Genomic DNA, 21,844 nt, shown 5'->3' on the forward strand with positions numbered 1-21,844 from the left:
CGCGAATATGGGCAGGCGAGACAGGAGGCGCGATGCATGGACGATGAACGCGACGCGGCAAGCCGCTCGATCGACAGCGTGGCCGACTACATGGCCGTGATCGGTGCGCAGCGCCGGACGATGGCGCTGCGGCTCTTTCGCGGCCAGTGCAACGCCGGCTGGCCGCTCGTGCCGGGCATCGCGCGGCAGTGCGCGTCGCCCGACGTCGAAGCGCGGATGCTCGACGAATTCACGCGGCGCGCGCTGCCGCATCTCGAACCCGGGCAGAACCTCGATGCGTGCGACTGGCTCGCGCTCGCGCAGCAGCACGGGATGCGCACGCGCCTGCTCGACTGGTCCGGCAACGCGCTGGCCGCGCTGTGGTTCGCGGTCAGGCGCGCGGGCGAATCGGGTGGAGACGGCGTGGTGTGGTGCCTGTCGCACGACGCCGACGACATCGCCACCGCCGCCGAACGGCGCGCCCCGCTGCAGGTCGCGCGCACCAAAGTGTTCCGGCCGCGCCACGTGATGCCGAGGATCACCGCGCAGGACGGCTGGTTCACGATTCACTGTTACGACGCCGGCGCCGAGCGTTTCGTGCCGCTCGACGAGGATGCGGACCTCGCCGGCCGTCTCATGCGCATCGTCGTGCCGGGCGCCCGGTTCGCGACGATCCGGCAGGAGCTGGCCGGGGTTGGCGTGAGCGTCGCGACGATCTTTCCGGATCTCGACGGCATCGCCCAGTTGACCGACACGCGCTATTTCCCGGACGACGAGGACACGCACGCGCCGCGGTGAGGCCGCGCTGCACGGGCGTGGGGGCCGGGCACGCACGATGCTCCCCTCGACGGCGCGCAGATGGGACCGAACCCCAGCGGCCAGCTTGCGTCCGGTTCGCGGCGGGTGGCGACGCGGTTCATGCGCATTCCAACAAACCATCGAATCCGGAGGCTTTCATGCGCGAACCCAACGAACCACCGAACGAGCGTCGCGACACGGCGTGCGAGCCCGGCGCCGGCTCCCGCCCGGCCGGGCACGGCGTCACCCGCGCATTCGAACGTTTTGCGTCGAGCGTGACCACCTGGGCCGGCTCGCCGGTGGCGTTCGGCAGCGCGGTCGCCATCACCGTGCTGTGGCTCGTGAGCGGGCCGGTGTTTCATTACTCCGACGCGTGGCAGCTCGTCATCAATACCGGCACCACGATCATCACGTTCCTGATGGTGTTCCTGCTGCAACGTAACCAGAACCGCGACAGCGTGGCGTTGCACCTGAAGCTCGACGAACTGCTCGCGGTCACGCGCGCGGCGAGCGACCGGCTGATCGGGATCGAGGATGCGTCGGAGGAAGAATTGCGCGCGCTGGCGCAGACCTACGTCGAAATGGCGCAGCGCGCGGCCGAACGCGGCGAGGACGAACCGGGCGCCAGGCGCGCGGAAACGGCCGACACGCCCGAAGCCTGATCCTCCTGTCTGCCGATCTTCCGGTCGAGCGATGCGCGGCCCGATGATTTTTCAAACGCTTGTCGTTTCCGGCGCCGCATTACCGCGCGACGGCTTGCGCGCGACGCTCGCACCGGGGAACGGCACGTGCTGCATACCGAAACGAAGCCCGGCTGTCCCGGGTATTGCCTACGGTGCCTCCATGAACTCCAGAACCCCTTCGAATCCGTTGCTGAATCTTGCGGTGGCCATTGCCTGCGGGGCGGCCGCGATGTACTTCCTCGATCCTTCGTCCGGCCGGCGGCGACGCGCTTATCTGCGCGACAAGGCGGTTGCGGGCCGGCACGGCGTCGCCGATTATGCGAATACGCAGGCGAAGCGGGCGGCCGACCATGCGCGTGGCGCGATCGCCGGCTTGCGGGCGGACTGGCTCGCGGGCGATGCGAGCGACGTGCAGGTCGCCGAACGCGTCCGTGCGGCGCTCGGCCGGCTCGTCGCTCGCCCGCGCGACATCGACGTGAGCGTCGAGCGCGGCGACGTGTGCCTGACCGGACAGGTCGAGGAGGCCGAACGGCAGGCATTGATCGACGGCGTCGCCGCCCTGCATGGCGTGCATCACGTCGAGGACGCGATGGGCGCGCGCAGCGAATACAAGGCGCCGCCCGGCGGTCGTTCTCACTGACGCGGCCGCGGTTGCCCGCCCCGGCGGGGGGCGGTGAACGAGTACGACACGCATTCGGCGCACGCACCGCTGCCGGCCGACGGCAGCCTGGCGCCCCAACCGGAGCAAGCCCATGACCGAACGCCAGTCCCCCGACACGACACCTCCGCATCCGGAGCCCGGCGCACACGACGCGCTCGAACACCTGCTGGGCAGTCTGCATCGGCACGGCTTCCTGCGCTTCGCGAACGAGGTGGTCAGCGCGAACGCGCGGCTGGCCGACACGTTCGTCGATGCGCTCGACAAGCCCGGCATGCAGAGCGGCATGCAGAATCTCGCGATGCTGGTGACGGCGCTGTCGCGCATTCCGCCGGAACAGTTCGGCCGCGCCGCGTTCGCGGCGGCCGACGCGCTGCATCACGTAGGCGCATGGCAGCCGGCGCAGCACGAGCACGTCGCGCCCGGCGTGCGCGGCGTCTACCGGCTGCTGCACGACGAGGCGTTGTGGGATGCGCTGACGCCGTTGCTGGAAGGACTGAAGGTTTTCGCGCAAGGGCTCGCGCGCGATCCGCAGCCGCCGATTGCCGGCCTCAACGAGACGACGAAAGACGCGTGACCGGCGCCGGCTGCAGGCCGCACGCGGCGCTCAGGTCCGCGAACTGGCGAATGATGCGCTGTGTCGGCGCGCTCGCCGGCCAGTGCGGCACCGCGTCGATTCGAACCCAGCGGCACAGCGCGATCTCCCGGCCCGGGCACGCGTGGGCGCCGCGCGGCAGGCTCGCGACGAATACGTGATGGCGTTTCACGCTGCCGTCCACGTAGAAGAAATACGCGAGGTCGAGATCGGCGAGCCCCGTTTCCTCCCGAAGTTCGCGATGCGCGGCGTCGAGCGCCGATTCCCCCCGGCGAATCACGCCGCCCGGTAGCGTCCAGCGCGACGACGGTCCGCGGGCGACGAGCAGCACGCGCTGGTTGCGATGGCAGACGATCGTTGCGCGTTCCTTCGCCAGCGGCGCCAGCGGCACCGCGCGCACAGGGAAATCGGACGGGTCGGGTAGCGTCATGAAGGGCAGGCGACGGGTGATTGAAAGATCCATGCCCCCGTGCCGCAACTTGCGTTCCTGCATCGCCACCGCGCCGGGCTTCGCGCGAGCGTTTCGGAGCCGCCTGCCGGTCGTCGTCCGCGATTTTTCAACGGCTTGTCATTTCTGCCGCCGCCTGTCGCGGCCAAGCGAGCGGCGATTCCGTGCGACGCGCGGCGCTCACGCGTCGCCGTGTTCCCCGGATGGCGTGCGATGCGGCGGTGTCCCGCCGTCCGGCTCGGCCGGCTTGCCTTCGGCCGGATCGTGGGCGCTGCGCGGCGGCGGCGTGGCCGTGCCGCGGCGCTTGCCTTCGGGGCCGGGCGTGCTGTCGCCGCGATCTTCGCCGCGTGTGTCGGTGTCGAGTGAGGTCGAGCGTGTCATGGTTCGCGAGTCCTGTCGGGGCCGTCCAAGCCTGCCTGTCGCGCATCGGGCGTACCGGGTGCGGGCGAAGCACGTCGCCGGGTCCGCTGTTTGCTTGATCGCGCGCTTGAGGTCGGCGCGGGCAATGACGCGCGCCGCCACCGTCTGGAGCCTCGTTTCATGCCCGATGCGATTCTGTGCCCGTTATCCGTTCGTGAGCGATTCGGCGTCGCGCTCCGGCGCGCGTCGACGGTCGGACGGTACGGCGCCGGCGCGCCGGACGCGTTCGCGCCGGCGAGGGCCGATGTCGTACCGTCGACGCCGCTGCACGCCCGCTGGCCGACCGCCGTCGCGCGTGCGGGCGACAGCCAGTCCGGCGGCGGCGGCTCGGGCGCCGCGCCGGACCGCGGCGGCGAGCGCCCGACCGACGCGCCGGGCGGCGGTGGCGGCGACCACCATCCGCACGACGATCGCGGCGGCCGCACCGGCGGCGACGGAGAGGGCGGCAACGGCAACGGCGACGGAGAACGCAAGCGGCCCGGCAAAAAGCCGCTGATCATCCTCGGTGCGGTGGTGTTCGTGCTGCTCGTCGCCGGGCTCGTCTGGTGGTTCGCGACGCGCAACCAGGAAAGCACCGACGATGCGTACACCGACGGCAACGCGGTCGCGGTCGCGCCGCACGTGTCCGGCTACGTGACGCGGCTGGCGGTCGACGACAACACGTTCGTGCGGCGCGGCGACGTGCTCGTCGAGATCGATCCGCGCGACTACCGTGCGCAGGTCGATGCGGCGCAGGCGCAGCTCGGTCTCGCGCAGGCGCAGCTCGACGCGGCGCGCGTGCAGCTCGATATCGCGCGCGTGCAGTATCCGGCCCAGTACCGGCAAGCGCGCGCGCAGATCGAATCCGCGGAAGCCGCGTACCGGCAGGCGCTCGCCGCGCAGACGCGGCAGCGCGCGGTCGATGCGCGCGCAACGTCGCAGCAGGCGATCGACGCGGCCGACGCGCAGCGCGCGACCGCCGATGCGAACGTCGCGATGGCCCAGGCGCAGGCGCGCACCGCGAGCCTCGTGCCGCAGCAGATCCGGCAGGCCGAGACGGCCGTCGAGGAACGCCGCCAGCAGGTGCTGCAGGCGCGCGCGCAGCTCGAGACGGCCAACCTGAACCTGTCGTACTGCGAGATGCGTGCGCCGTCCGACGGCTGGGTCACGCGACGCAACGTGCAACTGGGCTCGTTCCTGCAGCCGGGCACGTCGATCTTCTCGATCGTCACGCCGCGCGTGTGGATCACCGCGAATTTCAAGGAGTCGCAGCTCGAGCGGATGCGCATCGGCAACCGCGTCGACGTGTCGGTCGACGCGTATCCCGATCTCGACCTGCACGGCCACGTCGACAGCATCCAGCTCGGCAGCGGGTCGCGCTTCTCCGCGTTCCCGACCGAGAACGCGACCGGCAACTTCGTGAAAATCGTGCAGCGCGTGCCGGTGAAGATCGTGCTCGACGGCCCGCTGCCGACCCGTCCGCCGCTCGGTCTCGGCCTGTCGGTCGAGCCGACCGTCCACCTGAAATGACCGGCCGCCGTGCCGCGGCCGGTTTCGACCGGAGCGATCCGATGCCCGATACCCGCATGCCGTCCCTGCCTCACGAGGCCCGCCGATGAACCGGCCGCCCGACCGCGGCGGCGCGTCCGGCGGCACGTGGCGTCCCGCCGCGAACCCGTGGCTCGTCGCGATCGTCGTCACGCTCGCCGCGTTCATGGAAGTGCTCGACACGACGATCGTCAACGTCGCGCTGCCGCACATCGCCGGCACGATGTCGGCGAGCTACGACGAGGCGACCTGGACGCTCACGTCGTACCTCGTCGCGAACGGCATCGTGCTGCCGATCTCGGGGTTCCTCGGGCGCCTGCTTGGCCGCAAGCGCTACTTCATGCTGTGCATCGCCGCGTTTACCGTGTGCTCGTTCCTGTGCGGCGTCGCGACCAACCTCGGCGAACTGATCGTGTTCCGCGTGCTGCAGGGGCTATTCGGCGGCGGCCTGCAGCCGAACCAGCAGTCGATCATCCTCGATACGTTTCCGCCCGAGCAGCGCAACCGCGCGTTCTCGATCTCGGCCATCGCGATCGTCGTCGCGCCGGTGCTCGGACCGACGCTCGGCGGCTGGATCACCGACCATTTCTCGTGGCGCTGGGTGTTCCTGCTCAACGTGCCGATCGGCGCGCTGACCGTGCTCGCGGTGATGCAGCTCGTCGAGGATCCGCCGTGGCGGCGCGGCGCCGAACGCGGGATCTCCATCGACTACATCGGCATCGGTCTGATCGCGATCGGGCTCGGTTGCCTGCAGGTGATGCTCGATCGCGGCGAGGACGAGGACTGGTTCGGCTCGAACTTCATCCGCGTCTTTGCCGTGCTGTCCGCGCTCGGGCTGATCGGCGCGACGCTGTGGCTGCTGCGCACGAAGAAACCGGTGGTCGACCTGTCGTGCCTGCGCGATCGCAATTTCGCGCTGGGCTGCGTGACGATCGCGACGTTCGCGGCCGTGCTGTACGGCAGCGCGGTGATCGTGCCGCAGCTCGCGCAGCAGCACCTGGGCTACACGGCGACGCTCGCGGGGCTCGTGCTGTCGCCCGGCGCGCTGCTGATCACGCTCGAGATTCCGCTCGTGAGCCGGCTGATGCCGCACGTGCAGACGCGCTATCTCGTCGGGTTCGGTTTCGTGCTGTTGTGCGGCTCGCTGATCTATTCGCGCACGCTGGTGCCCGACATCGACTACAAGCACCTCGTGATGATCCGGTGTGCGCAGTCGCTCGCGATCGGCTTCATGTTCGTGCCGATCACGACGCTCGCGTATCTGACCGTGCCGCGGCGGCTCAACGACGACGCGTCCGCGCTGTTCACGATGTTCCGCAACGTCGCGGGCTCGATCGGCATCTCGGTGTCGACCGCATTGATCCGCGAGCGCACGCAGGCGCGCATGGCCCATCTGTCCACGCACATGTCGACGCTGTCGCAGAACTTCCAGGACGCGCTGCAGGAGAACGCACGCGCGATCGGCGCGCTGACGGGCGCGCCGCCGTCGGCCGCGCTGCAGACGGCGAGCGGGCGGCTGTACGAGACATTCATCGCGCAGGCGACGATCCTCGCGTATATCGACGTGTTCGCGATCCTCGCGGTGTTCTGCGCGTTCAGCATTCCGCTGACGTTCCTGTTCACGCCGGCGAAGGCCGCGGGCGGCGCGGGAGGGCATTGACATGCGCATGCATCGGGACAACCGCAACCGCCGCCCGGTTCGCACCATCGCGTGTCGCGCGGCGACGATATTCACGGGATGCGCCATTGTCGCGAGCTGCACCGTCGGGCCCGACTACCAGCCGCCGCACGCGGACGTTCCGGACACCTGGCACGCGATGCAGGCGCAAGGCCAGGCGGCAGCCCCTGCATCCGGCGTGGCCGCACGCTCTTCGCCGACGATCGATGCCGACCCCGATCCGCGCTGGTGGCGCGCGTTCGGCGATCCGCTGCTCGATCAGCTCGTCGAGCGCGCCGCGCACGACAACCTCGACGTGCAGGCCGCCGTGCTGCGCATCGCCCAGGCACGCGCGCAGGTTCGCGCCGCCGCCGCGCAGGGTTTGCCGGACGTGCGTGCGACCGCGAGCTACCAGCGCGAACAGCTCGGCCTGAAAGGCATCGTCGAGGAGCAGGGCATCGACCAGCGCGTCGATCGTCTCGGCGCGCCGGGCTCGCCGCTCGACCGGTTCGGGCCGGGAACCGGCGCGCGCGTGCAGCAAGGCGCGCGCGGCGCGCTCGATGCCCTCGAAGCGCCGGTCAACCTGTGGCAGGCCGGGTTCGACGCATCGTGGGAACTGGACCTGTTCGGGCGCGTGCGCCGCTCGGTCGAAGCGGCCGGCGCCGAGACGAGCGCGGCGGTCGCGAGCCGCGACGACGCGCTGCTGTCGCTCGAGGCCGAAGTCGCGCAGACCTATCTGCAATTGCGCGGCGCACAAGCGCAGCGCGCGCTGGCCGACGACCTGCAACGCGCGCAGCGCGACCTGCTCGACCTGACGCGCGAGCAGGCCGCGCATGGTCTCGCGAGCGATCTCGACGTGCGCAGCGCCGACGCGCGGCTCGCGCAGATCCGCGCGCAACTGCCGCAGTTCGACCAGCAGATCGTCCTGCTGCGCAACGGCCTCGCGTATCTGGTCGGCGGCGCGCCGGGCGCGCTCGACGACTGGCTTGACGCCCCGCGCGCGCTGCCGGACGTGCCGCCGACCGTACCCGTCGGCCTGCCGTCGACGCTCGCGCGCCGGCGCCCCGACATCCGCCGCGCGGAGGCCGAGCTGCATGCGGCCACCGCCGACGTGGGCGTCGCGGTCGCGCAGTTCTATCCGGACATTTCGCTGACGGGGCAGGTCGGCCTGCGCGCGTCGCACGTGCGCGAGCTCGCGCACTGGTCGCATCTGTTCTATGCGTTCGGGCCGGCCGTGTCGCTGCCGATCTTTTCCGGCGGCGCGCTCGTGTCGAACCTGCGGCTGTCGCAGGCGCGCCAGGCCGAAGCGGCGCTCGCCTACCGGCAAGCCGTGCTCGTCGCGCTGCGCGACGTCGACAATGCGCTGGCCGTGTACCGCACCGACCAGGCGCGCGCGGCCGCGCTCGACGATGCGGTGAAGGCCGAACAGGGCGCGCTGGACCTCGCGCGCGATCGCTACCGGAAGGGGTTGTCGCCGTTCCTCGACGTGCTGGACGCCGAGCGGCAATGGTCGGAAGGCCGGCAGCAGGCCGAGCAGGGTGCGTTGCAGAAGACGACCGATCTCGTCGCGCTTTACAAGGCGCTCGGCGGCGGATGGCAGGCCGGCGCGAGCACGAATACGAGCACGAATACGAATACGAATACGAATACGGATACCGGTACGGCTCGCCCGCAATAGCCGCGAGCGCGCGCCGCACCTCGCGGGCCGCGCGCGCGCACTGCCGCCCGTCGGCCCACGCGCGGCCTCATTCCCATCCGTGCTTGCTGAACTGATAGCCCTTGGAGCGGATGGTCTTGATCCGTTTCGGTTCGTTCGCATCGTCGCGCAGCTTGCGGCGCAGCTTCGAGATGCGGCCGTCGATCGAGCGATCGAGGCCGTCGAACGCGATGCCGCGCAGCAGCAGCGTCAGGTCTTCGCGGCTGACCACCTCGCCCGCGCGGCACACGAGGGCCCACAGCAGGTCGAATTCGGTCGACGTCAAACGCGGCATGCTGCCGTCGGGAAGATGCACGCGGCGATCGGCCCGGTCGATCGAGAACTTGCCGAACACGTATCGCTGCGGCGAATCCGGCACGGGGTCGCCCGCCGGCACGCGCGTGCGCCGCAACTGCGCCTTGATCCGCGCGAGCAGCAGGCGCGGATCGATCGGCTTGCGGAGAAAGTCGTCCGCACCGAGTTCCAGGCCGAGCAATTCGTCGAACGGCTCGTCGCGGCCCGTCACCATGATCACGATGCCGTCGTACTGCATGCGGGCCTCGCGGCAGATCTCGAAGCCGTCCTTGCCCGGCAGGTTGACGTCGAGCAGCACCAGATCGGGTCGGTTCGCGACGATCGCCGGCACCGCGCCGGCGCCGTCGAACAGCGTGTCCACCTGGTAATGATGCTTGCGCAGATACTCGGCGATCAGCGCGGACAGCGGGACGTCGTCTTCGACGAGCAGGATTCGGATGGGCATCGGTAAACGAAGAGGCAAAACGGGAAGGTGGCGAGCGGTCAGGCCCAGTCCGAACGCGTCGTAGCCGAAGCGACGTGGATGATACTGCGCAACATTCCGGCGGAATGTGACGAAATCTGGATCGTTCGGTGAACTGAGCGATGGGCAAATCGCTGCCGGAAGTAGAAAGCGCGGGCCGGGCGGCGCCGGGCCGTGTGTGACGTTGAAACGGGCCGATGCGAGCGCCGGCGCGGCGCTCGCGACGATGCGCGAGCAGGCATCCTTCAGACGAAAACGTTTGCGTCAACCGGGCGTCGCGAACCTCGCCACCACCGGCCGAACCCACGCCAGGCAAGGTTAGTCGACATATCATTACAAAATATTACCGACGTGGGCACGTTCCGCTCCCTACAATTCCCGGACCTGACTCACGCGCGTCGGATACTGCGGTGGCGTTCTGTTTCCCGGTCGCCTCGACTGCGTGCTTCTACGACACGTCGAGTCGTGCTGCGCGCGTGCGGAACCGGATGCGCGGGGTCGGCTCGACGCCGCGACGGCTGCCGACGGGCCGGCAAGCGGACAGTACGAATCATTCACGGGGAGGCGAAATGACGCCGTTGCAAGTCGTTCTGAGTCTCGAGTCGCTCACGCATGCGATCGAAGCAGCGGTGGCGCGTGCCGACTGGAGCGAGGCCGTCCGGGCTGCCGAGAGGCGTTCGGCGTTCATCGTTGCGCTCGCACCCGATCAACCGGACGAGGTCGTCTCGGCGCTGATGAAACTGCAGGAGATCGATGTCCGGATCTCCACCGCGGCGCGCGACACGCTGGAGGCGCTCATCGCGGAGGGCTGGACGGCGTTGCAGGCAACCCGCGCGGCAACGAACGCGCAGAGGGCGCGGCAGCGGTCGCTCGACACCGGTGCCGCGGCAACGCGACACTGAGATTCGTTTCCTTCGGTGGTGGTATGAAATTCAGAAAACGCGCCGGTCAGGTCGATGCGACACGATGGTTCGCCGACGGCGACCATGAACGGGTAGAGCGCCGTCACGGCAGGTGGGCCGTCGCGACGCCGGAAGGCTGGCGGCCGGTGAAGCCGGGCGACTGGATCCTGCGCGATGAATCCGGCAACTGCTGGCCGATGGACGACGGCCTCTTCATGCATTGCTACGAACCAGTCGCCGACTGACGCGGCCGCCGGTTCGCCGCACCTAGCGACACTTGCGCGAAAACATCAACGAATCGGCGTCGTTCAAGCGGATGCGCAGCGGCTCGCCGTAACCGGCTTTCTCCGCGACCCGAATCGACGCGACATTGGTCGGCGCGATCAGGCACACGCTGCGTTCGAAGCGCTGCTGCGCGTCGAGCCAGGCGAGCGCGGCCGCGAGCGCCTCGGTCGCATAGCCGTTGCCTTGCGCCCAGGTCGCCAGCGCCCAGCCGGCTTCCGGCACGCCGCGAATCGACGGCTCGATGTTTCGATGGAAATCGGCGAAGCCGAGATCGCCGACATAGCGGCCCGACGCCTTTTCGCGGATCGCCCAGTAGCCATGGCCGAGCAGCGGCCACAGCCCGCGATACGCGAGCATGCGCATCCACGAGTCGCGCGGCGTGGACGGCTCGCCGTTGAAGATATGGGCGACGACGCCGGGTTCCGCCCACATCGCGGCGAGTGCGTCGAAGTCGCCGAGCGGATGGCCTTCGAGAATCAGGCGCGGCGTATCGAGAACGGGCGGGGACGAGACGGAGGGCATCGCGGTATCCGGATGGGAATCGGGCGGCTAGACCGTCAGCACGTCGATGCCGCGCTGGCGCAGGTCGTCGACCACGGCCGCGTCGGCGCCCGTATCGGTGATCAGCATGTCGAGCTGCTCGACGCTCGCGATCACGGACAGGTTGCGTTTCATCAGCTTCGACGAATCGGCGACCGCGATCACCTGGCGCGAGATCTTCAGCATCTGCGCGTTGAGCTGCGCTTCGAGCAGGTGCGGCGTCATCAGGCCGATCTCGGGATCGAGGCTGTCGACGCCGAGGAACAGCCGGTCCGCGTACAGCCCCTGCAGCGCGACGACGGCCTGTGGCCCGGACAGCGAATAGGAGTTCGGCCGAAGCTGCCCGCCCGGCATGATCAGGTTGATGTGCGGCGCGGCCGCGAGCAGCACCGCCACGTTCAGCGCATTGGTGATGACGTTCAGCGATTGCAGCTTCATCGCGAGGATCTGCTTCGCGATTTCCTCGGTCGTGCTGCCGGAGTCGAGCAGGATCGTTTCGCCGTCGCCGATCAGCGCGGCGGCCGCCGCCGCGATCCGCACCTTCTCCGCGTGACGGAGCTTCTGCTTGACCGCGATCGGCACCTCGTCGCTCTCGCGCAGCACCAGCGCGCCGCCGTGGGTACGCAGCACCGCGCCGGCCGCCGCGAGCGCGTTCAGGTCGCTGCGCACCGTGACGAGCGAAATGCCGAACCGCTCGGCCAGCTCCTCGACGGTCACCTTCTCCCGTTCGCGCACCAGCTCGCAGATCAGGCGGCGACGTTCTTCGACAAGCAGCGGCGCGTGATCGACGGCGGGCGGCGGAGGCACTCGGTGAGCGGGCATGTCCATTTCGGCAAGACAGGGAGCCGAAATGATATCAAAACCCCTGCCCGGGCTGGAGCGCATGCAAGGCCGGCGTGTCGAGCGGCATGCCCGCCAGCCGGGCCGCGTGGACGGCCGCGCCGACGTGCGGCCCGAGCCGCGGCGCGGTGAGCACCGCATGCGGTACACGGCGCGCGAGCGCGTCGCGCAGCGGATCGAGCACGAGCGCACCGGCGTTGAACACGCCGCCGGAATACGACACCGGCAGCGGCTCGCCGGGCGGCCAGCCGAGGGCGCGCGCGACGCCCGCCGCGAGTTGCGCGAGTTCGTCCGTCGCGCGGTCGATCAGCGCGTGCGCTTCGCGGTCGCCCGCGTGCGCCGCATCGATCACGAGCCGCGACAATTGCGCGAAGCGGCTGCGCACCGCGCCGGAATTCACGGCCGCGCACACGTCGAGATCGTGTTCCAGCGCGAAGTGCGCGCGCACGATGTCGAACAGCGGCCCGCGTGCGGCGCGGCCGTCCGCCATCCGCGAAAACGCGGCTAGCCCTTCGCGCGCGAGCCAGTAGGCCGAGCCCTCGTCGCCGAAGATCTCGCCCCAGCCGCCGCAGCGCGCGGCGCGGCCTTCGAGCTGGCCGTACGCGATCGATCCCGTGCCGGCGACGATGCTGATGCCGTCGCCGCCCGCCAGCGTGCCGGCCCAGCTGCACACCATGTCGTTGCCGATCCGGTAGCGCTCGCGCGCGAACAGCGGCGCGAGCAGGCCGTCGAGTTCGGGCAGCAGGCGGCTGTCCTCGCCGTACGCGGGCAGGCCGGCGAACGCGAACGCGACGTCGTCGCGCGCGACGTTCGCCGCGGCCAGCACCGCGCGCACGCCGTCGGCGAGCAGCGTGCGCAGCGCGTCCATGCCGATCTCGAGGTAGTAGCTGGTGGTCGTTTCATGGCGTGCCCGCACGCGGCCTTGCCGGTCGATCACCATGAACGCGGTTTTCGTGCCGCCGCCGTCGATGCCGAGAAAAAGTGGAGTCATGTGGGCTGCCCCGCATACGGATGAATGGTGACGCCGGCCACGACGCGATTGACGGTGCCGGACGCGCTCGGGTTGTCGGGCGTCAGTCCGAGCCGCAGCGAGGCGAGCAGCGCGAAACACTGCGCGAGGATCAGCGCGACGGGCGCGAGCGCGAGATCGGGCAGGCCGGGCGGCAGCGGCACCGTCAGGTCGTCGTCGGACGGCGGCAACGTGCGGGCGTCGCCCGCGCCATCGGCCGGCGCGACGCCGATCGACAGTATGCCGGCCGCGCGGTTTTCGCGCCGCAGTTCGTGCAGCAGGTCGAGGTCGTAGCGATGCGTATGCGGATCGCCGGACAGCAGCACGACGACGAGCGTCCGTTCGTCGAGAAACGTTTTCGGGCCGTGCCGGAAACCGAGCGGCGATTCGGCCATCGCGACGATCTGCCCGTCGGTGAGTTCCAGCAGCTTCAGCGCGGCTTCGCGCGCGAGCCCGAGCAGCGTGCCGCTGCCGAGATACACGACGCGCTCGGGCAATTGCCGCACGTGCGCGGCGAGCCGCGACGCCTGTTCGCGCAGCATCGTGCGCGCGGCGTCGGCCAGCGGCCCGACCGGCATGCCGGCTACGCCGAACGCCCAGGCCGCGCCGAGCAGCATGCCGCTGAAACTGGACGTCATCGCGAACGCCTGATCGTGCGTGGCCTCGGGCAACAGCACGACGTGCGCGCGCGGATGGGCGCCGAGGCGGCGGTTCAGCATGCCGTCGGCCGCGCACGTGAACGCGAGGTGGTGGCAGCCGTCGACGAGGCGATCCGCCAGCTCGACGGCCGCGACGCTTTCGGGGCTGTTGCCGGAGCGCGCGAACGAGACCAGCAGCGTCGGCATGCCCGGCTCTAGCGTATCGGCGGGGTTCGCGACGATGTCGGTGGTGGCCACCGCTTCGACGCGGCCGCCGAAGCGGTGCCGCAGCGCGGGCACGAGGCACTGTCCGATGAACGCCGAGCTGCCGGCGCCGGTCAGGACGATGCGCAGCCGGGGATCGGCGAGCAGCGGCGCGAGAAACGCGTCGAGCGCCGTGCGCTGCGCGTCGACGACGGCATGCACGTCGGGCCAGACGTCGGGTTGCTGGGCGATTTCGCGTGCCGTGTGAGCGGCGTGGCGGCGGGTGAGGTCGGCGGGATCGAGGTCGAGAAATTCCATGAGCGGATCTGAGGAGAGTCGGTCACGCGGCACACGCGTGGAGATACGGACGGACGGCCGCGGCCGTACCGTCTTGCAACAGGGCGCCGGCGCGCAGCGCGAGCCGTCCTTCGCGGATGGCCTCGTACTGGCGCGGCAGATGCTGGCTGACCAGCGTGAGCGGCGGCGGCGACGCATCGAGGCGCGCGAGCAGGTCGGCGCACGCGCGCTGCACGGCGGGATGCGTCCAGTAATAGCGGATGCGGTCGCTCAGGCTGTACGCGAGGTCGAGTTCGAGTTGCGCGCCGCCCGGGTAGTAATCGCGCCAGTGCGCCGGTTCGCTGCGCATCACGCCGAGCACGGTCGCGATGAAACCGTCGTCGCCGCCGAGCCATTCGCGCTCGATCGCCGCGAGCGCCCACAGCGTTTCGCGCATCGCGAAGGTCACGCCGGGGCCAACCTTCAGGATCGCGAAGTGATCGCGTACGAGCTGCGCGAGGTTGTCGGGCGTCTGGTAATCGGTCGAATGCGCTTCGAACACGAGCGCGGGTTCCTTGGCGATGAATGCGCTCAGTTCACGCGCGTTGCCGGCGTCGTAGTCGATCACCTTGTGATGATCGAACTCGACACCCGGCTGCACGACCATCGCGATCACGCGCGCCCACGCATCGTCCAGGCCGGCGCGCGCGAACGCGTCGCGGTGCAGCGCGAGTGTCGAACCGGCTGCTTCGGGCGCGGTGACCGCCAGCGCGTCGAGCGTCTCGTGCGCACCGCCGGGCACCGGGACCTCGGTGCCGATTACATAGACGGGCGCGTCGCCGCGCGGCGAACCGGCCGCCCACGCGGCCTCGGCGGCGCGGCACAGGCGCACCGCACGCGCGGCGATCTCGGCTTCGGGCAACGGCGACGGATCGTCCGCGCACGACATCGAGCAGTCGAGATGCAGCTTGCGGAAGCCGGCCGCCACGTACTGCGCGACCATCGTCTCGGCCTTGTCCATCGCATGCGCGGCCGGCAGCCGGCGCCAGGCGTTCGGGCCGAGGTGGTCGCCGCCGAGCAGAATCGCATCGGGGCTCACCTGTTCGCGCGCGGCGATGTCGAATACGTGGCGGCGAAAGTCGTGCGGCGTCATGCCCGTGTAGCCGCCGTCCTGGTTGACCTGGTTGCAGGTCGCTTCGATCAGCGCGGGGCGTTCGCGCGCCGCGCATTCGCGCAGCGCGGCGGCGATCGCGACCGGATGCGCGGAGCACACGGACGGGATGCCGATCGCGGGCGTGCCGGGCGGCGCGTGACGAGACGACTGCTTGTGACGTCGGACGAGATCGAGCAGGTGGTTCATGCCGATTCCCCCGCCGCGTCGGTCGCCCCGGCGCCTTCCGGCTGCAGCGCGAGCAGCAGCGCGGCCAGCAGCGCCAGCGCGATGCCCGTCAGCTTGCTGCCGGTCGGCGTCGTACCGGTGACGGCCATCGAGATCACCGACGTCAGCAGCGGCGCGCCCGCGTTGACGAGCGGCGACACGACGATCGCCTTGCCGAAGCGGAACGCATAGACGAGCGTCAGCGCGCCGATCGCATTCAGCACCTGGATCACGGCGGCGAGGCCCGGGCCGTTGATCCCGTAGTTGATCGTGCGGCCGAAGTCGGTCATCCACAGCGCGAACGGCACGCAGAGCAGGCCCGTGAGCGCCATGTAGAAGAAGATCGATTCCGCGTCCATCGTCGCGTTCGCGATCTTGATGAAATACGCCTGCAGCCCCCATGCCACGAGCACCAGCAGCGCGAGCGCGAACCACAGCCCGAACCGCGCGGGCCCCTGGCCCGACTGGAAATCGAACAGCGGCAGCGAGCACAGCGCGAGCACGATGCCGGCCACGCCGAGCTTGCCCGTCCGTTCGCGCAGCAGCAGGAACGACAGCGCGATCGTCAGTGCCGGCGACAGCGACACGATCGGGAACACGAGATACGGCGGCCCCGATTCGACCGCGCGGAACAGCAGCATCTGACCGCCCGCGCCGAGCAGCCCGATGGCGAGCCCGAGCGCCAGCGAACGGCCGTCGTGCCGCACGCGCCAGCCGGCGCGTCCGAGCGCGACCAGCGCCGGCGGAATCATCGTGAACGCCCAGACCACGTAGATCAGCGTATCGGGGAAGCCATGCTCGGCGGGCAAGCCGGTGAATGCGCCCCACACGCCCCATAGCAGGGTGGTGACGAGCGCGTGAACGAGCCAGTTGTTTTGCATCGGTCGCGTCTTTCCAAGTGAGTTCTGATCCGTCGAATACTTTCGTTTGATGCCGTGCAAGGCGGAATCGGTCGCATTCGGCGGGCGGGCCCGACGACGTTTCATCGGAAAACGCCAGAATCATCCGTCGGGAGCCGCCAATCTACGGCCTTTCGTTTTCTTTCGTTATTAGTGTAAACCACAAACGAAAGAAAACGAAAGATCGACTAGATTGCCGATCTGCGCAAGGCGGATGTGTCGGCGCACGGCCCTTCTTCACGAGGAATTCGGTATGAACGCTTGCTTTTCCTTTCGATTTCCACTGCCTGTCCGGCTCGTCGGCAGGCCGGCGCGCCGCGTGCCGCTGCGTCGCGAGGTGCGCCCATGACCACCCGGCGCGCGTTCGTGCAGTGGCTGGCCGCCGGTGCGGCGAGCCCGATTCTGGTCGGTGTCGGCGTGCGCGATGCGCGCGGCGGCGAGCCGCAGCGCGTCGCGCTGCGTGACGACCGGCTCGTGATCGAGTTCGATCCGGCGATGCGCAGCCGGCTGGCCGTGCGTCGCGGCGGCGGCACGCGTGCGCTGACCCGCTTCGATGCGAGCGAGACGCTCGAACAGCTGGTCGGCCCGGCGCCGGCGCCGACCCCGGACGGCCCCGCGCCCGACACGCGGCCGGTGCGCACGATCGACCGCTTCGCGCTCGTCGACGCCGCGCATGCCGACGTCTCCACCGTATTCGGCGCGGGGCGGCAACTGCGGCTGGTGGGCCGGTCGGCGAACGGCTTCGAGAAGACGGTGCGCGTCACGTTGCTCGAAGCGCGGCCGGGCGTCGCGCTGATCGACACGCAGTTCCGCAACGTCGGCACGCAGGCGACCGACGTCCGCGCATGGAACGTCGCCGCGCACCGGCTGCTGCCGGCCGCGGCCGGCGCGGGCGGCTACTGGACCTATTCCGGCGCGAGCCACGCGGATCGGCGCGACTGGGTGCAGCCGGTGAAGACCGGCTTCGACCAGCGCAATTTCATGGGCATGAACGCGTCGGACTATGGCGGCGGCACGCCGGTCGTCGATGTGTGGCGGCGCGATCAGGGCATCGCGCTCGGGCATCTCGACACCGTGCCGCGCCTCGTATCGCTGCCGGTGAAGGCGGTGCGCGACGAAGTCTCGCTCGGCCTGCGCGGCGAGAAGACGATCACGCTCGCGCCGGGCGCGACGCTCGATACGCCGACCGCATTCGTGATGCTGCACGACGGCGATTATTTCGTCGCGCTCGACACGTATCGGCAGATGATGGGCGCGCAGGGTTTCCATTCGCCGCAGCCGCCGGCGAGCGCGTACGAGCCGATCTGGTGTGCGTGGGGCTACGAGCGCCAGTTCAGTCTCGACTACGTGCGTGCGACGTTGCCGAAGGTGCAGGCGCTCGGCTTCAAGTGGGCGGTGCTCGACGACGGCTGGCAACGGCGTACCGGCGACTGGGTGCCGGACCGCGCGAAATTCCCGGCCGGCGACGCGGACATGAAGGCGCTCGTCGACGACATCCATGCCAGCGGGCAGAAGGCGCGGCTGTGGATCGCGCCGCTCGCCGTCGCGCCGGGCAGCGACGAACTGCACGACCACACCGACATGCTGCTGCTCGACGCGGACGGCGCACCGCAGGCGATCACCTGGTGGAACAGCTTCTATCTGTGCCCGGCCTACGAAAAGACGCAGGCGCACGTCGCCGCACTCATGAAGAAGGTGATCGGCGAGTGGGGCTTCGACGGCGTGAAGATCGACGGCCAGCACCTGAACGGCGTCGCGCCGTGCTACAACCCCGCGCACCGGCATGCGCGGCCGGAGGATTCGGTCGAGCATCTCGCCGATTTCTACCGCGTGTTTCATGCCGCCGCGCATGCGGTCAAGCCGGACGCGGTCGTCGAAGTGTGCCCGTGCGGCACCGCATACGCGTTCCACAACATGCGCTACATCGATCAGGCGCCTGCATCCGATCCGCTGTCGAGCTGGCAGGTGCGCCACAAGGGCAAGACGTTGAAGGCGTTGATGGGCGCGTCGTCCGCGTATGCGGGCGACCACGTCGAACTGAGCGACGGCGGCCGCGATTTCGCGTCGGCGGTGGGCGTCGGCGCGGTCATCTCGACGAAGTTCACGTGGCCCGTCGATCCGAAGCCGAAGGATTCGTTCCTGCTGACGCCCGAGCACGAGCAGGTGTGGCGGCACTGGGTCGAGGTCTACGACGCGCACCGGCTCGCCGAGGGCCGCTATCGCGGCGAGCTGTACGACATCGCGTTCGACAAGCCCGAGGCACACGTCGTGGAAAAGGACGGCGTGCTGCATTACGCGTTCTACGCCGACCGCTGGAGCGGCCCGGTCGCCCTGCGCGGCCTGCAGCCCGGCCGGTCGTACCGGATCGTCGACTACGCGAACGGCAATCGCGAGGTCGGCCGCATCGCGCCGGGGCACGACGCGATCGCATTGCGCTTCGAGCATGCGGCGCTGCTGCGCGCCGAGCCGCTCGACGCGTGAGTGTCGCCTCGCAACACCGCGTACCACCGCCCGGCGCGCGTCTCGTCGCGCCTCACCGGGCAACCGGCAGTTCCGCAACGCGCAGTTCCATTCGTCATTCCGATCCCTCCACTGGAGATGCTTCGATGAAAAAAATTGCACGCAACCTTTCCGGTGTCGCGGCGCTCGCGCTGTGCGCCTCGATCCTGCAGGCCTGCGGCGACGGGTCGTCCGACCCGCTGTCGGCCAAGGCCTTTGCCGCACCGCCGCCGGCCGTGGCGGCGCCCGCGCGCGCCGCGTCGCACTGGACGCCGGTGGTTGCCGATACGTGGCAATGGCAGCTCAAGGGCAAGCTCAATACGTCGTACGACGTGGCCATCTACGATATCGACCTGTTCGATACCGATCCGGCGACGATCGCGGCGCTCAAGCAGGCCGGGCGCAAGGTCGTCTGTTATTTCTCGGCGGGGAGTTCGGAGAACTGGCGGCCCGATTTCTCGAAGTTCAAGGCGTCCGACCAGGGCAACAAGCTCGACGAGTGGGAAGGCGAGCGCTGGCTCGACATCCGTTCGAGCAACGTGCGCGACATCATGACGGCGCGTCTCGACCGCGCGGTGGAGAAGGGGTGCGACGGCGTCGAGCCCGACAACGTCGACGGCTATGCGAACGACACCGGTTTCCCGTTGCAGGACACCGATCAGTACGCGTTCAACGTGTTCATCGCGAACGAGGCGCACAAGCGCAATCTGGCGGTCGGGCTGAAGAACGACGTCGACCAGCTCGTGGCGCTCGAACCGTCGTTCGACTTCGCGGTGAACGAAGAGTGCAACGAGCAGAAGGAGTGCGACGGCTACACGGTATTCACCTCGAAGAACAAGCCGGTGCTGAACGCCGAGTATGCGGGCAAATACCGGACGCCGAGCGGGCAGCGCACGCTGTGCAATGCGGCGCGCGCGCTCAACATGCGCACGCTCGTGCTGGCGAAGAAGCTCGACGACAGCTACCGGTTCAGCTGCGACGCCTCCTGATCGAACCGCGCCCGTCGTGACGGGCGAACCCGTGTAACCGATGTCCGCGCGCGCACGCTCTGGGTCCGGGCGTGCGCGCCGCGAGTATCGCGATATCGCGAGCGGGTGCGCCATGCACGGCCGATGCCGCATCGATGTATGTCCAAATCGATTCGCACTACTTATCCATAAATACGATGAAAAATTGCATGCTGATTGCAGGCGCCGCCGTGGCGACCGCGTTGTCCGTCGCCGCGCGCGCGGAGGGTTCGGTCACGCTGTACGGCACGATCGACACGGGTATCGCGTATCTGAACCACGCGGAAGGCGGGAAGTCGCGCGTATCGATGTCGTCAGGCGCGTTGTCGGCGAACGAATGGGGATTGACCGGCAGCGAGGAACTCGGCGGCGGAATGAACGCGATCTTCACGCTCGAGAACAATTTCGACGTCGGGACCGGCCAGCTCGACGGCGGCCGGCTGTTCGGCTCGAAGGCGTTCGTCGGCATCGCGTCCGGTACGTGGGGCACGCTGACGCTCGGCCGGCAGAACGACCCGGTGACGGATCTCGTGCAGCCGATCACGGCCGATGCGTTCAGCGGGCTCTTCGCGCCGCCCGGCGACGTCGACAACTACGACAGCAGCGTGACGTTCAGCAACGCGGTCAAATGGACGAGCGCGGTGTGGCACGGCGTGACGGTTGCGGCGATGGTGTCGCCCGGCGGCGTGGCCGGCGCATCGGGGTCGGGGCTCGCGTATGCCGGCGCGCTCGGCTATGCGGACGGTCCGTTGAGCGCGGCGGCCGGCTACGTGCACGTCGACAACGGCAACGCGATCCGTTCGACGCGCGGCGTATCGTCGGCCGATTCGTTCTTCAACAGCGCGGTGAACCGCGCGTATGCGTCGGCGCGGTCGATCGAAATCGCGCGCGCCGGTGCGCAGTACGCGATCGGCAACGTGACGGTCGGCGCGGCGTTCAGCTTCAGCGAATACCGGCCCGACGCGTCATCGACGTTCGTGCATGCGCAGCGCTACCGGAACGGTTCCGCATTTGCGCAATGGCAGGCGCTGCCGTCGTTGCTGACGATCGTCGGCTACAACTTCACGTGGTCGGGCGGCGATTCGTCCGCGCGCTATCACCAGGTCAACGTCGGCGTCGACTATCTGCTGAGCAAGCGCACCGATCTCTACACGACGGTCGGCTACCAGCACGCGAACGGCTTCAACGGAACCGGGCCGGCCCAGGCCGTGATCGGGTCGTACAACGTCGATGCCGGCACGAATTCGCAGTTGCTCGCGATCGTCGGCATCCGGCACCGGTTCTGAGCCGGATGCTGGCGCGCGCGTTACTTCCGGCTTTTCAGGAAGGAGCGCCCTTCGGCCGTGATCGACGCGCCGGAGCGGCCGTGCGGGGGATGGCAGACGAAGCCGGCGCCGACGAGCTCTCGCGCGATCGACCAGCCGAGCGCCGGCGCGTCGCGACCGTAGCGAACATCGGCGAGGCGTTCGAGCGCCCAGATCGCGGAGGCCGACAGGTTGGGGGTGTTGGACGTCGGATTGTCGTTCATCGCTTCCTCGGGAAATGGCGTTTCGGGGTGGACGGCTCGCGGCCGCGGGATTGGCGACGCCAGGCGTCAGCTTGCCTGGAGCAACGGCAGCAGCGCGTGCAGCGCCGCTTCCTCGTCGGGGCCGGTGGCGAGCACCTGGGCCGACGTGCCGCCGTGAACCTGGAGCGACGCAATCGCGCCGCTGTCTTTTGCGTTGCTGCCGTGCCCGTTCGCGATCAGCTGGATGTCGCTGTGGAAGCGGCGCGCCGCTTCCACAGCCGCGTCGCGCGCGGCGCGACCCCGATTGCGGTTCCAGGCGGGGCCGATTTCAACGTACACAACGGTTGCCACGATGCTGGAAAGCCTCCGGACAGGTGGGCGGGGCGGCGCGCGACACGCATGCTTGCGCACATGTCGCGGACATCGGGCGGCCGGCATGTCACGATTTCCCGCAGGGTCGCGGAGCGCCGGCCGGGCGGATTGTACGCGCCATTCGGCGCGAACATGCCGACATCCGCTGCGAAGGCGCTTTCAAGTTCGCGGATTGTCGCAAGTGGGTGATTATAATGCATCGGCCTGCATCATGTGAATTGCATTATAATGCGGTGTGCGCCGACGCCG

General features: G+C 69.4%; 23 protein-coding genes. 12 read left to right on the forward strand and 11 right to left on the reverse strand.

From position 1 onward, the window contains the following. Positions 1-36 precede the first annotated feature (36 nt). The 4 genes from HWX09_RS23115 (at position 37) to HWX09_RS23130 (ending at position 2,695) form a co-directional block, all read left to right on the forward strand. On the forward strand, positions 37-777 hold the full coding sequence (locus HWX09_RS23115; protein WP_027785948.1) for an FRG domain-containing protein: 741 nt from the start codon (positions 37-39) through the stop codon (positions 775-777). 158 nt (positions 778-935) lie between these two features. Further along, a complete protein-coding gene (locus tag HWX09_RS23120) occupies positions 936-1,439 on the forward strand; it encodes a low affinity iron permease family protein (protein WP_027785947.1) in 504 nt (167 codons plus the stop codon). A 181-nt stretch (positions 1,440-1,620) separates the two neighbouring features. Then, a complete protein-coding gene (locus HWX09_RS23125) occupies positions 1,621-2,100 on the forward strand; it encodes a BON domain-containing protein (RefSeq protein ID WP_027785946.1) in 480 nt (159 codons plus the stop codon). 112 nt (positions 2,101-2,212) lie between these two features. Continuing rightward, entirely contained in the window at positions 2,213-2,695 is a 483-nt protein-coding gene (locus tag HWX09_RS23130) for a hypothetical protein (protein WP_027785945.1), read from the forward strand. Here the strand turns inward: HWX09_RS23130 and HWX09_RS23135 are convergent. After that, positions 2,670-3,143: an NUDIX hydrolase gene (locus HWX09_RS23135; protein ID WP_051421426.1), complete on the reverse strand. Its 474-nt coding sequence runs from the start codon at positions 3,141-3,143 to the stop codon at positions 2,670-2,672. The genes HWX09_RS23130 and HWX09_RS23135 overlap by 26 nt on opposite strands. 198 nt (positions 3,144-3,341) lie before the next feature. Then, positions 3,342-3,542 (reverse strand): hypothetical protein, encoded by a 201-nt coding sequence (locus HWX09_RS23140; protein WP_027785943.1) that lies wholly within the window; start codon positions 3,540-3,542, stop codon positions 3,342-3,344. Positions 3,543-3,701: 159 nt separating this feature from the next. Here HWX09_RS23140 and HWX09_RS23145 point away from each other — a divergent pair, with 159 nt between their 5' ends. From HWX09_RS23145 to HWX09_RS23155, 3 genes are all read left to right on the forward strand, one after another. Beyond that, positions 3,702-5,090 carry an HlyD family secretion protein gene (locus tag HWX09_RS23145; protein ID WP_027785942.1) on the forward strand — a complete coding sequence of 463 codons (1,389 nt, stop codon included), beginning with the start codon at positions 3,702-3,704 and terminating at the stop codon, positions 5,088-5,090. A gap of 85 nt (positions 5,091-5,175) precedes the next feature. After that, complete coding sequence (locus tag HWX09_RS23150; RefSeq protein ID WP_027785941.1) at positions 5,176-6,768, forward strand: DHA2 family efflux MFS transporter permease subunit; 1,593 nt, start codon at positions 5,176-5,178, stop codon at positions 6,766-6,768. A gap of 1 nt (position 6,769) precedes the next feature. After that, a complete protein-coding gene (locus tag HWX09_RS23155; protein ID WP_051421425.1) occupies positions 6,770-8,443 on the forward strand; it encodes an efflux transporter outer membrane subunit in 1,674 nt (557 codons plus the stop codon). Positions 8,444-8,510: 67 nt separating this feature from the next. On the opposite strand, the gene HWX09_RS23160 is transcribed toward HWX09_RS23155, so the two are convergent. Continuing rightward, on the reverse strand, positions 8,511-9,221 hold the full coding sequence (locus HWX09_RS23160; RefSeq protein ID WP_027785940.1) for a response regulator: 711 nt from the start codon (positions 9,219-9,221) through the stop codon (positions 8,511-8,513). A gap of 587 nt (positions 9,222-9,808) precedes the next feature. On the opposite strand from HWX09_RS23160, the gene HWX09_RS23165 reads away from it, so the two are divergent. Together HWX09_RS23165 and HWX09_RS23170 are read left to right on the forward strand one after the other, a co-directional pair. Next, positions 9,809-10,141, forward strand: a complete 333-nt coding sequence (locus HWX09_RS23165; RefSeq protein WP_027785939.1) for a hypothetical protein — start codon at positions 9,809-9,811, stop codon at positions 10,139-10,141. Between the two features lie 23 nt (positions 10,142-10,164). Next, positions 10,165-10,386 carry a hypothetical protein gene (locus tag HWX09_RS23170; RefSeq protein ID WP_027785938.1) on the forward strand — a complete coding sequence of 74 codons (222 nt, stop codon included), beginning with the start codon at positions 10,165-10,167 and terminating at the stop codon, positions 10,384-10,386. Positions 10,387-10,408: 22 nt separating this feature from the next. Here the strand turns inward: HWX09_RS23170 and HWX09_RS23175 are convergent, their stop codons facing one another. Genes HWX09_RS23175 through HWX09_RS23200 form a run of 6 tightly spaced genes read right to left on the reverse strand, consistent with a single transcriptional unit; the run spans position 10,409 to position 16,192 of the window. After that, a complete protein-coding gene (locus HWX09_RS23175) occupies positions 10,409-10,948 on the reverse strand; it encodes a GNAT family N-acetyltransferase (RefSeq protein ID WP_027785937.1) in 540 nt (179 codons plus the stop codon). Positions 10,949-10,975: 27 nt separating this feature from the next. Further along, positions 10,976-11,788: a DeoR/GlpR family DNA-binding transcription regulator gene (locus tag HWX09_RS23180; protein WP_227789678.1), complete on the reverse strand. Its 813-nt coding sequence runs from the start codon at positions 11,786-11,788 to the stop codon at positions 10,976-10,978. A gap of 34 nt (positions 11,789-11,822) precedes the next feature. Next, on the reverse strand, positions 11,823-12,797 hold the full coding sequence (locus HWX09_RS23185; RefSeq protein ID WP_027785935.1) for a BadF/BadG/BcrA/BcrD ATPase family protein: 975 nt from the start codon (positions 12,795-12,797) through the stop codon (positions 11,823-11,825). Continuing rightward, complete coding sequence (locus tag HWX09_RS23190; protein WP_027785934.1) at positions 12,794-13,975, reverse strand: SIS domain-containing protein; 1,182 nt, start codon at positions 13,973-13,975, stop codon at positions 12,794-12,796. The genes HWX09_RS23185 and HWX09_RS23190 overlap by 4 nt, the downstream gene beginning before the upstream one ends. A 22-nt stretch (positions 13,976-13,997) precedes the next feature. Continuing rightward, positions 13,998-15,293, reverse strand: a complete 1,296-nt coding sequence (locus HWX09_RS23195) for a D-tagatose-bisphosphate aldolase, class II, non-catalytic subunit (RefSeq protein ID WP_027785933.1) — start codon at positions 15,291-15,293, stop codon at positions 13,998-14,000. After that, positions 15,290-16,192, reverse strand: a complete 903-nt coding sequence (locus tag HWX09_RS23200; RefSeq protein WP_027785932.1) for a DMT family transporter — start codon at positions 16,190-16,192, stop codon at positions 15,290-15,292. Before HWX09_RS23200 ends, HWX09_RS23195 begins: the two co-directional genes overlap by 4 nt. A gap of 363 nt (positions 16,193-16,555) precedes the next feature. Between HWX09_RS23200 and HWX09_RS23205 the strand changes: the two genes are divergently transcribed. From HWX09_RS23205 to HWX09_RS23215, 3 genes are all read left to right on the forward strand, one after another. Next, entirely contained in the window at positions 16,556-18,691 is a 2,136-nt protein-coding gene (locus HWX09_RS23205) for a glycoside hydrolase family 36 protein (protein ID WP_027785931.1), read from the forward strand. Positions 18,692-18,816: 125 nt separating this feature from the next. Beyond that, positions 18,817-19,698 (forward strand): endo alpha-1,4 polygalactosaminidase, encoded by an 882-nt coding sequence (locus HWX09_RS23210; RefSeq protein ID WP_027785930.1) that lies wholly within the window; start codon positions 18,817-18,819, stop codon positions 19,696-19,698. A 176-nt stretch (positions 19,699-19,874) separates the two neighbouring features. After that, positions 19,875-21,002 carry a porin gene (locus HWX09_RS23215; RefSeq protein WP_027785929.1) on the forward strand — a complete coding sequence of 376 codons (1,128 nt, stop codon included), beginning with the start codon at positions 19,875-19,877 and terminating at the stop codon, positions 21,000-21,002. 20 nt (positions 21,003-21,022) lie between these two features. On the opposite strand, the gene HWX09_RS23220 is transcribed toward HWX09_RS23215, so the two are convergent. Then, on the reverse strand, positions 21,023-21,244 hold the full coding sequence (locus tag HWX09_RS23220; protein ID WP_027785928.1) for a hypothetical protein: 222 nt from the start codon (positions 21,242-21,244) through the stop codon (positions 21,023-21,025). Between the two features lie 66 nt (positions 21,245-21,310). Continuing rightward, positions 21,311-21,574 carry an HPr family phosphocarrier protein gene (locus tag HWX09_RS23225; RefSeq protein WP_027785927.1) on the reverse strand — a complete coding sequence of 88 codons (264 nt, stop codon included), beginning with the start codon at positions 21,572-21,574 and terminating at the stop codon, positions 21,311-21,313. Positions 21,575-21,844: the final 270 nt, after the last annotated feature.

The organism is Burkholderia sp. BCC1208, from assembly GCF_902833095.1.
Taxonomy (GTDB): Bacteria; Pseudomonadota; Gammaproteobacteria; order Burkholderiales; family Burkholderiaceae; genus Burkholderia.

What these genes read in the sequence shown, in the direction of transcription:
- HWX09_RS23165 (WP_027785939.1), top strand. Translation starts at nt 9,809, where the DNA reads ATGACGCCGTTGCAAGTCGTTCTGAGTCTCGAGTCGCTCACGCATGCG.
- HWX09_RS23180 (WP_227789678.1), bottom strand. Translation starts at nt 11,788, where the DNA reads ATGCCCGCTCACCGAGTGCCTCCGCCGCCCGCCGTCGATCACGCGCCG.
- HWX09_RS23190 (WP_027785934.1), bottom strand. Translation starts at nt 13,975, where the DNA reads ATGGAATTTCTCGACCTCGATCCCGCCGACCTCACCCGCCGCCACGCC.
- HWX09_RS23145 (WP_027785942.1), top strand. Translation starts at nt 3,702, where the DNA reads ATGCCCGATGCGATTCTGTGCCCGTTATCCGTTCGTGAGCGATTCGGC.
- HWX09_RS23185 (WP_027785935.1), bottom strand. Translation starts at nt 12,797, where the DNA reads ATGACTCCACTTTTTCTCGGCATCGACGGCGGCGGCACGAAAACCGCG.
- HWX09_RS23200 (WP_027785932.1), bottom strand. Translation starts at nt 16,192, where the DNA reads ATGCAAAACAACTGGCTCGTTCACGCGCTCGTCACCACCCTGCTATGG.
- HWX09_RS23115 (WP_027785948.1), top strand. Translation starts at nt 37, where the DNA reads ATGGACGATGAACGCGACGCGGCAAGCCGCTCGATCGACAGCGTGGCC.
- HWX09_RS23205 (WP_027785931.1), top strand. Translation starts at nt 16,556, where the DNA reads ATGACCACCCGGCGCGCGTTCGTGCAGTGGCTGGCCGCCGGTGCGGCG.
- HWX09_RS23155 (WP_051421425.1), top strand. Translation starts at nt 6,770, where the DNA reads ATGCGCATGCATCGGGACAACCGCAACCGCCGCCCGGTTCGCACCATC.
- HWX09_RS23130 (WP_027785945.1), top strand. Translation starts at nt 2,213, where the DNA reads ATGACCGAACGCCAGTCCCCCGACACGACACCTCCGCATCCGGAGCCC.
- HWX09_RS23195 (WP_027785933.1), bottom strand. Translation starts at nt 15,293, where the DNA reads ATGAACCACCTGCTCGATCTCGTCCGACGTCACAAGCAGTCGTCTCGT.
- HWX09_RS23160 (WP_027785940.1), bottom strand. Translation starts at nt 9,221, where the DNA reads ATGCCCATCCGAATCCTGCTCGTCGAAGACGACGTCCCGCTGTCCGCG.
- HWX09_RS23215 (WP_027785929.1), top strand. Translation starts at nt 19,875, where the DNA reads ATGAAAAATTGCATGCTGATTGCAGGCGCCGCCGTGGCGACCGCGTTG.
- HWX09_RS23210 (WP_027785930.1), top strand. Translation starts at nt 18,817, where the DNA reads ATGAAAAAAATTGCACGCAACCTTTCCGGTGTCGCGGCGCTCGCGCTG.
- HWX09_RS23120 (WP_027785947.1), top strand. Translation starts at nt 936, where the DNA reads ATGCGCGAACCCAACGAACCACCGAACGAGCGTCGCGACACGGCGTGC.
- HWX09_RS23135 (WP_051421426.1), bottom strand. Translation starts at nt 3,143, where the DNA reads ATGACGCTACCCGACCCGTCCGATTTCCCTGTGCGCGCGGTGCCGCTG.
- HWX09_RS23175 (WP_027785937.1), bottom strand. Translation starts at nt 10,948, where the DNA reads ATGCCCTCCGTCTCGTCCCCGCCCGTTCTCGATACGCCGCGCCTGATT.
- HWX09_RS23220 (WP_027785928.1), bottom strand. Translation starts at nt 21,244, where the DNA reads ATGAACGACAATCCGACGTCCAACACCCCCAACCTGTCGGCCTCCGCG.
- HWX09_RS23150 (WP_027785941.1), top strand. Translation starts at nt 5,176, where the DNA reads ATGAACCGGCCGCCCGACCGCGGCGGCGCGTCCGGCGGCACGTGGCGT.
- HWX09_RS23140 (WP_027785943.1), bottom strand. Translation starts at nt 3,542, where the DNA reads ATGACACGCTCGACCTCACTCGACACCGACACACGCGGCGAAGATCGC.
- HWX09_RS23125 (WP_027785946.1), top strand. Translation starts at nt 1,621, where the DNA reads ATGAACTCCAGAACCCCTTCGAATCCGTTGCTGAATCTTGCGGTGGCC.
- HWX09_RS23170 (WP_027785938.1), top strand. Translation starts at nt 10,165, where the DNA reads ATGAAATTCAGAAAACGCGCCGGTCAGGTCGATGCGACACGATGGTTC.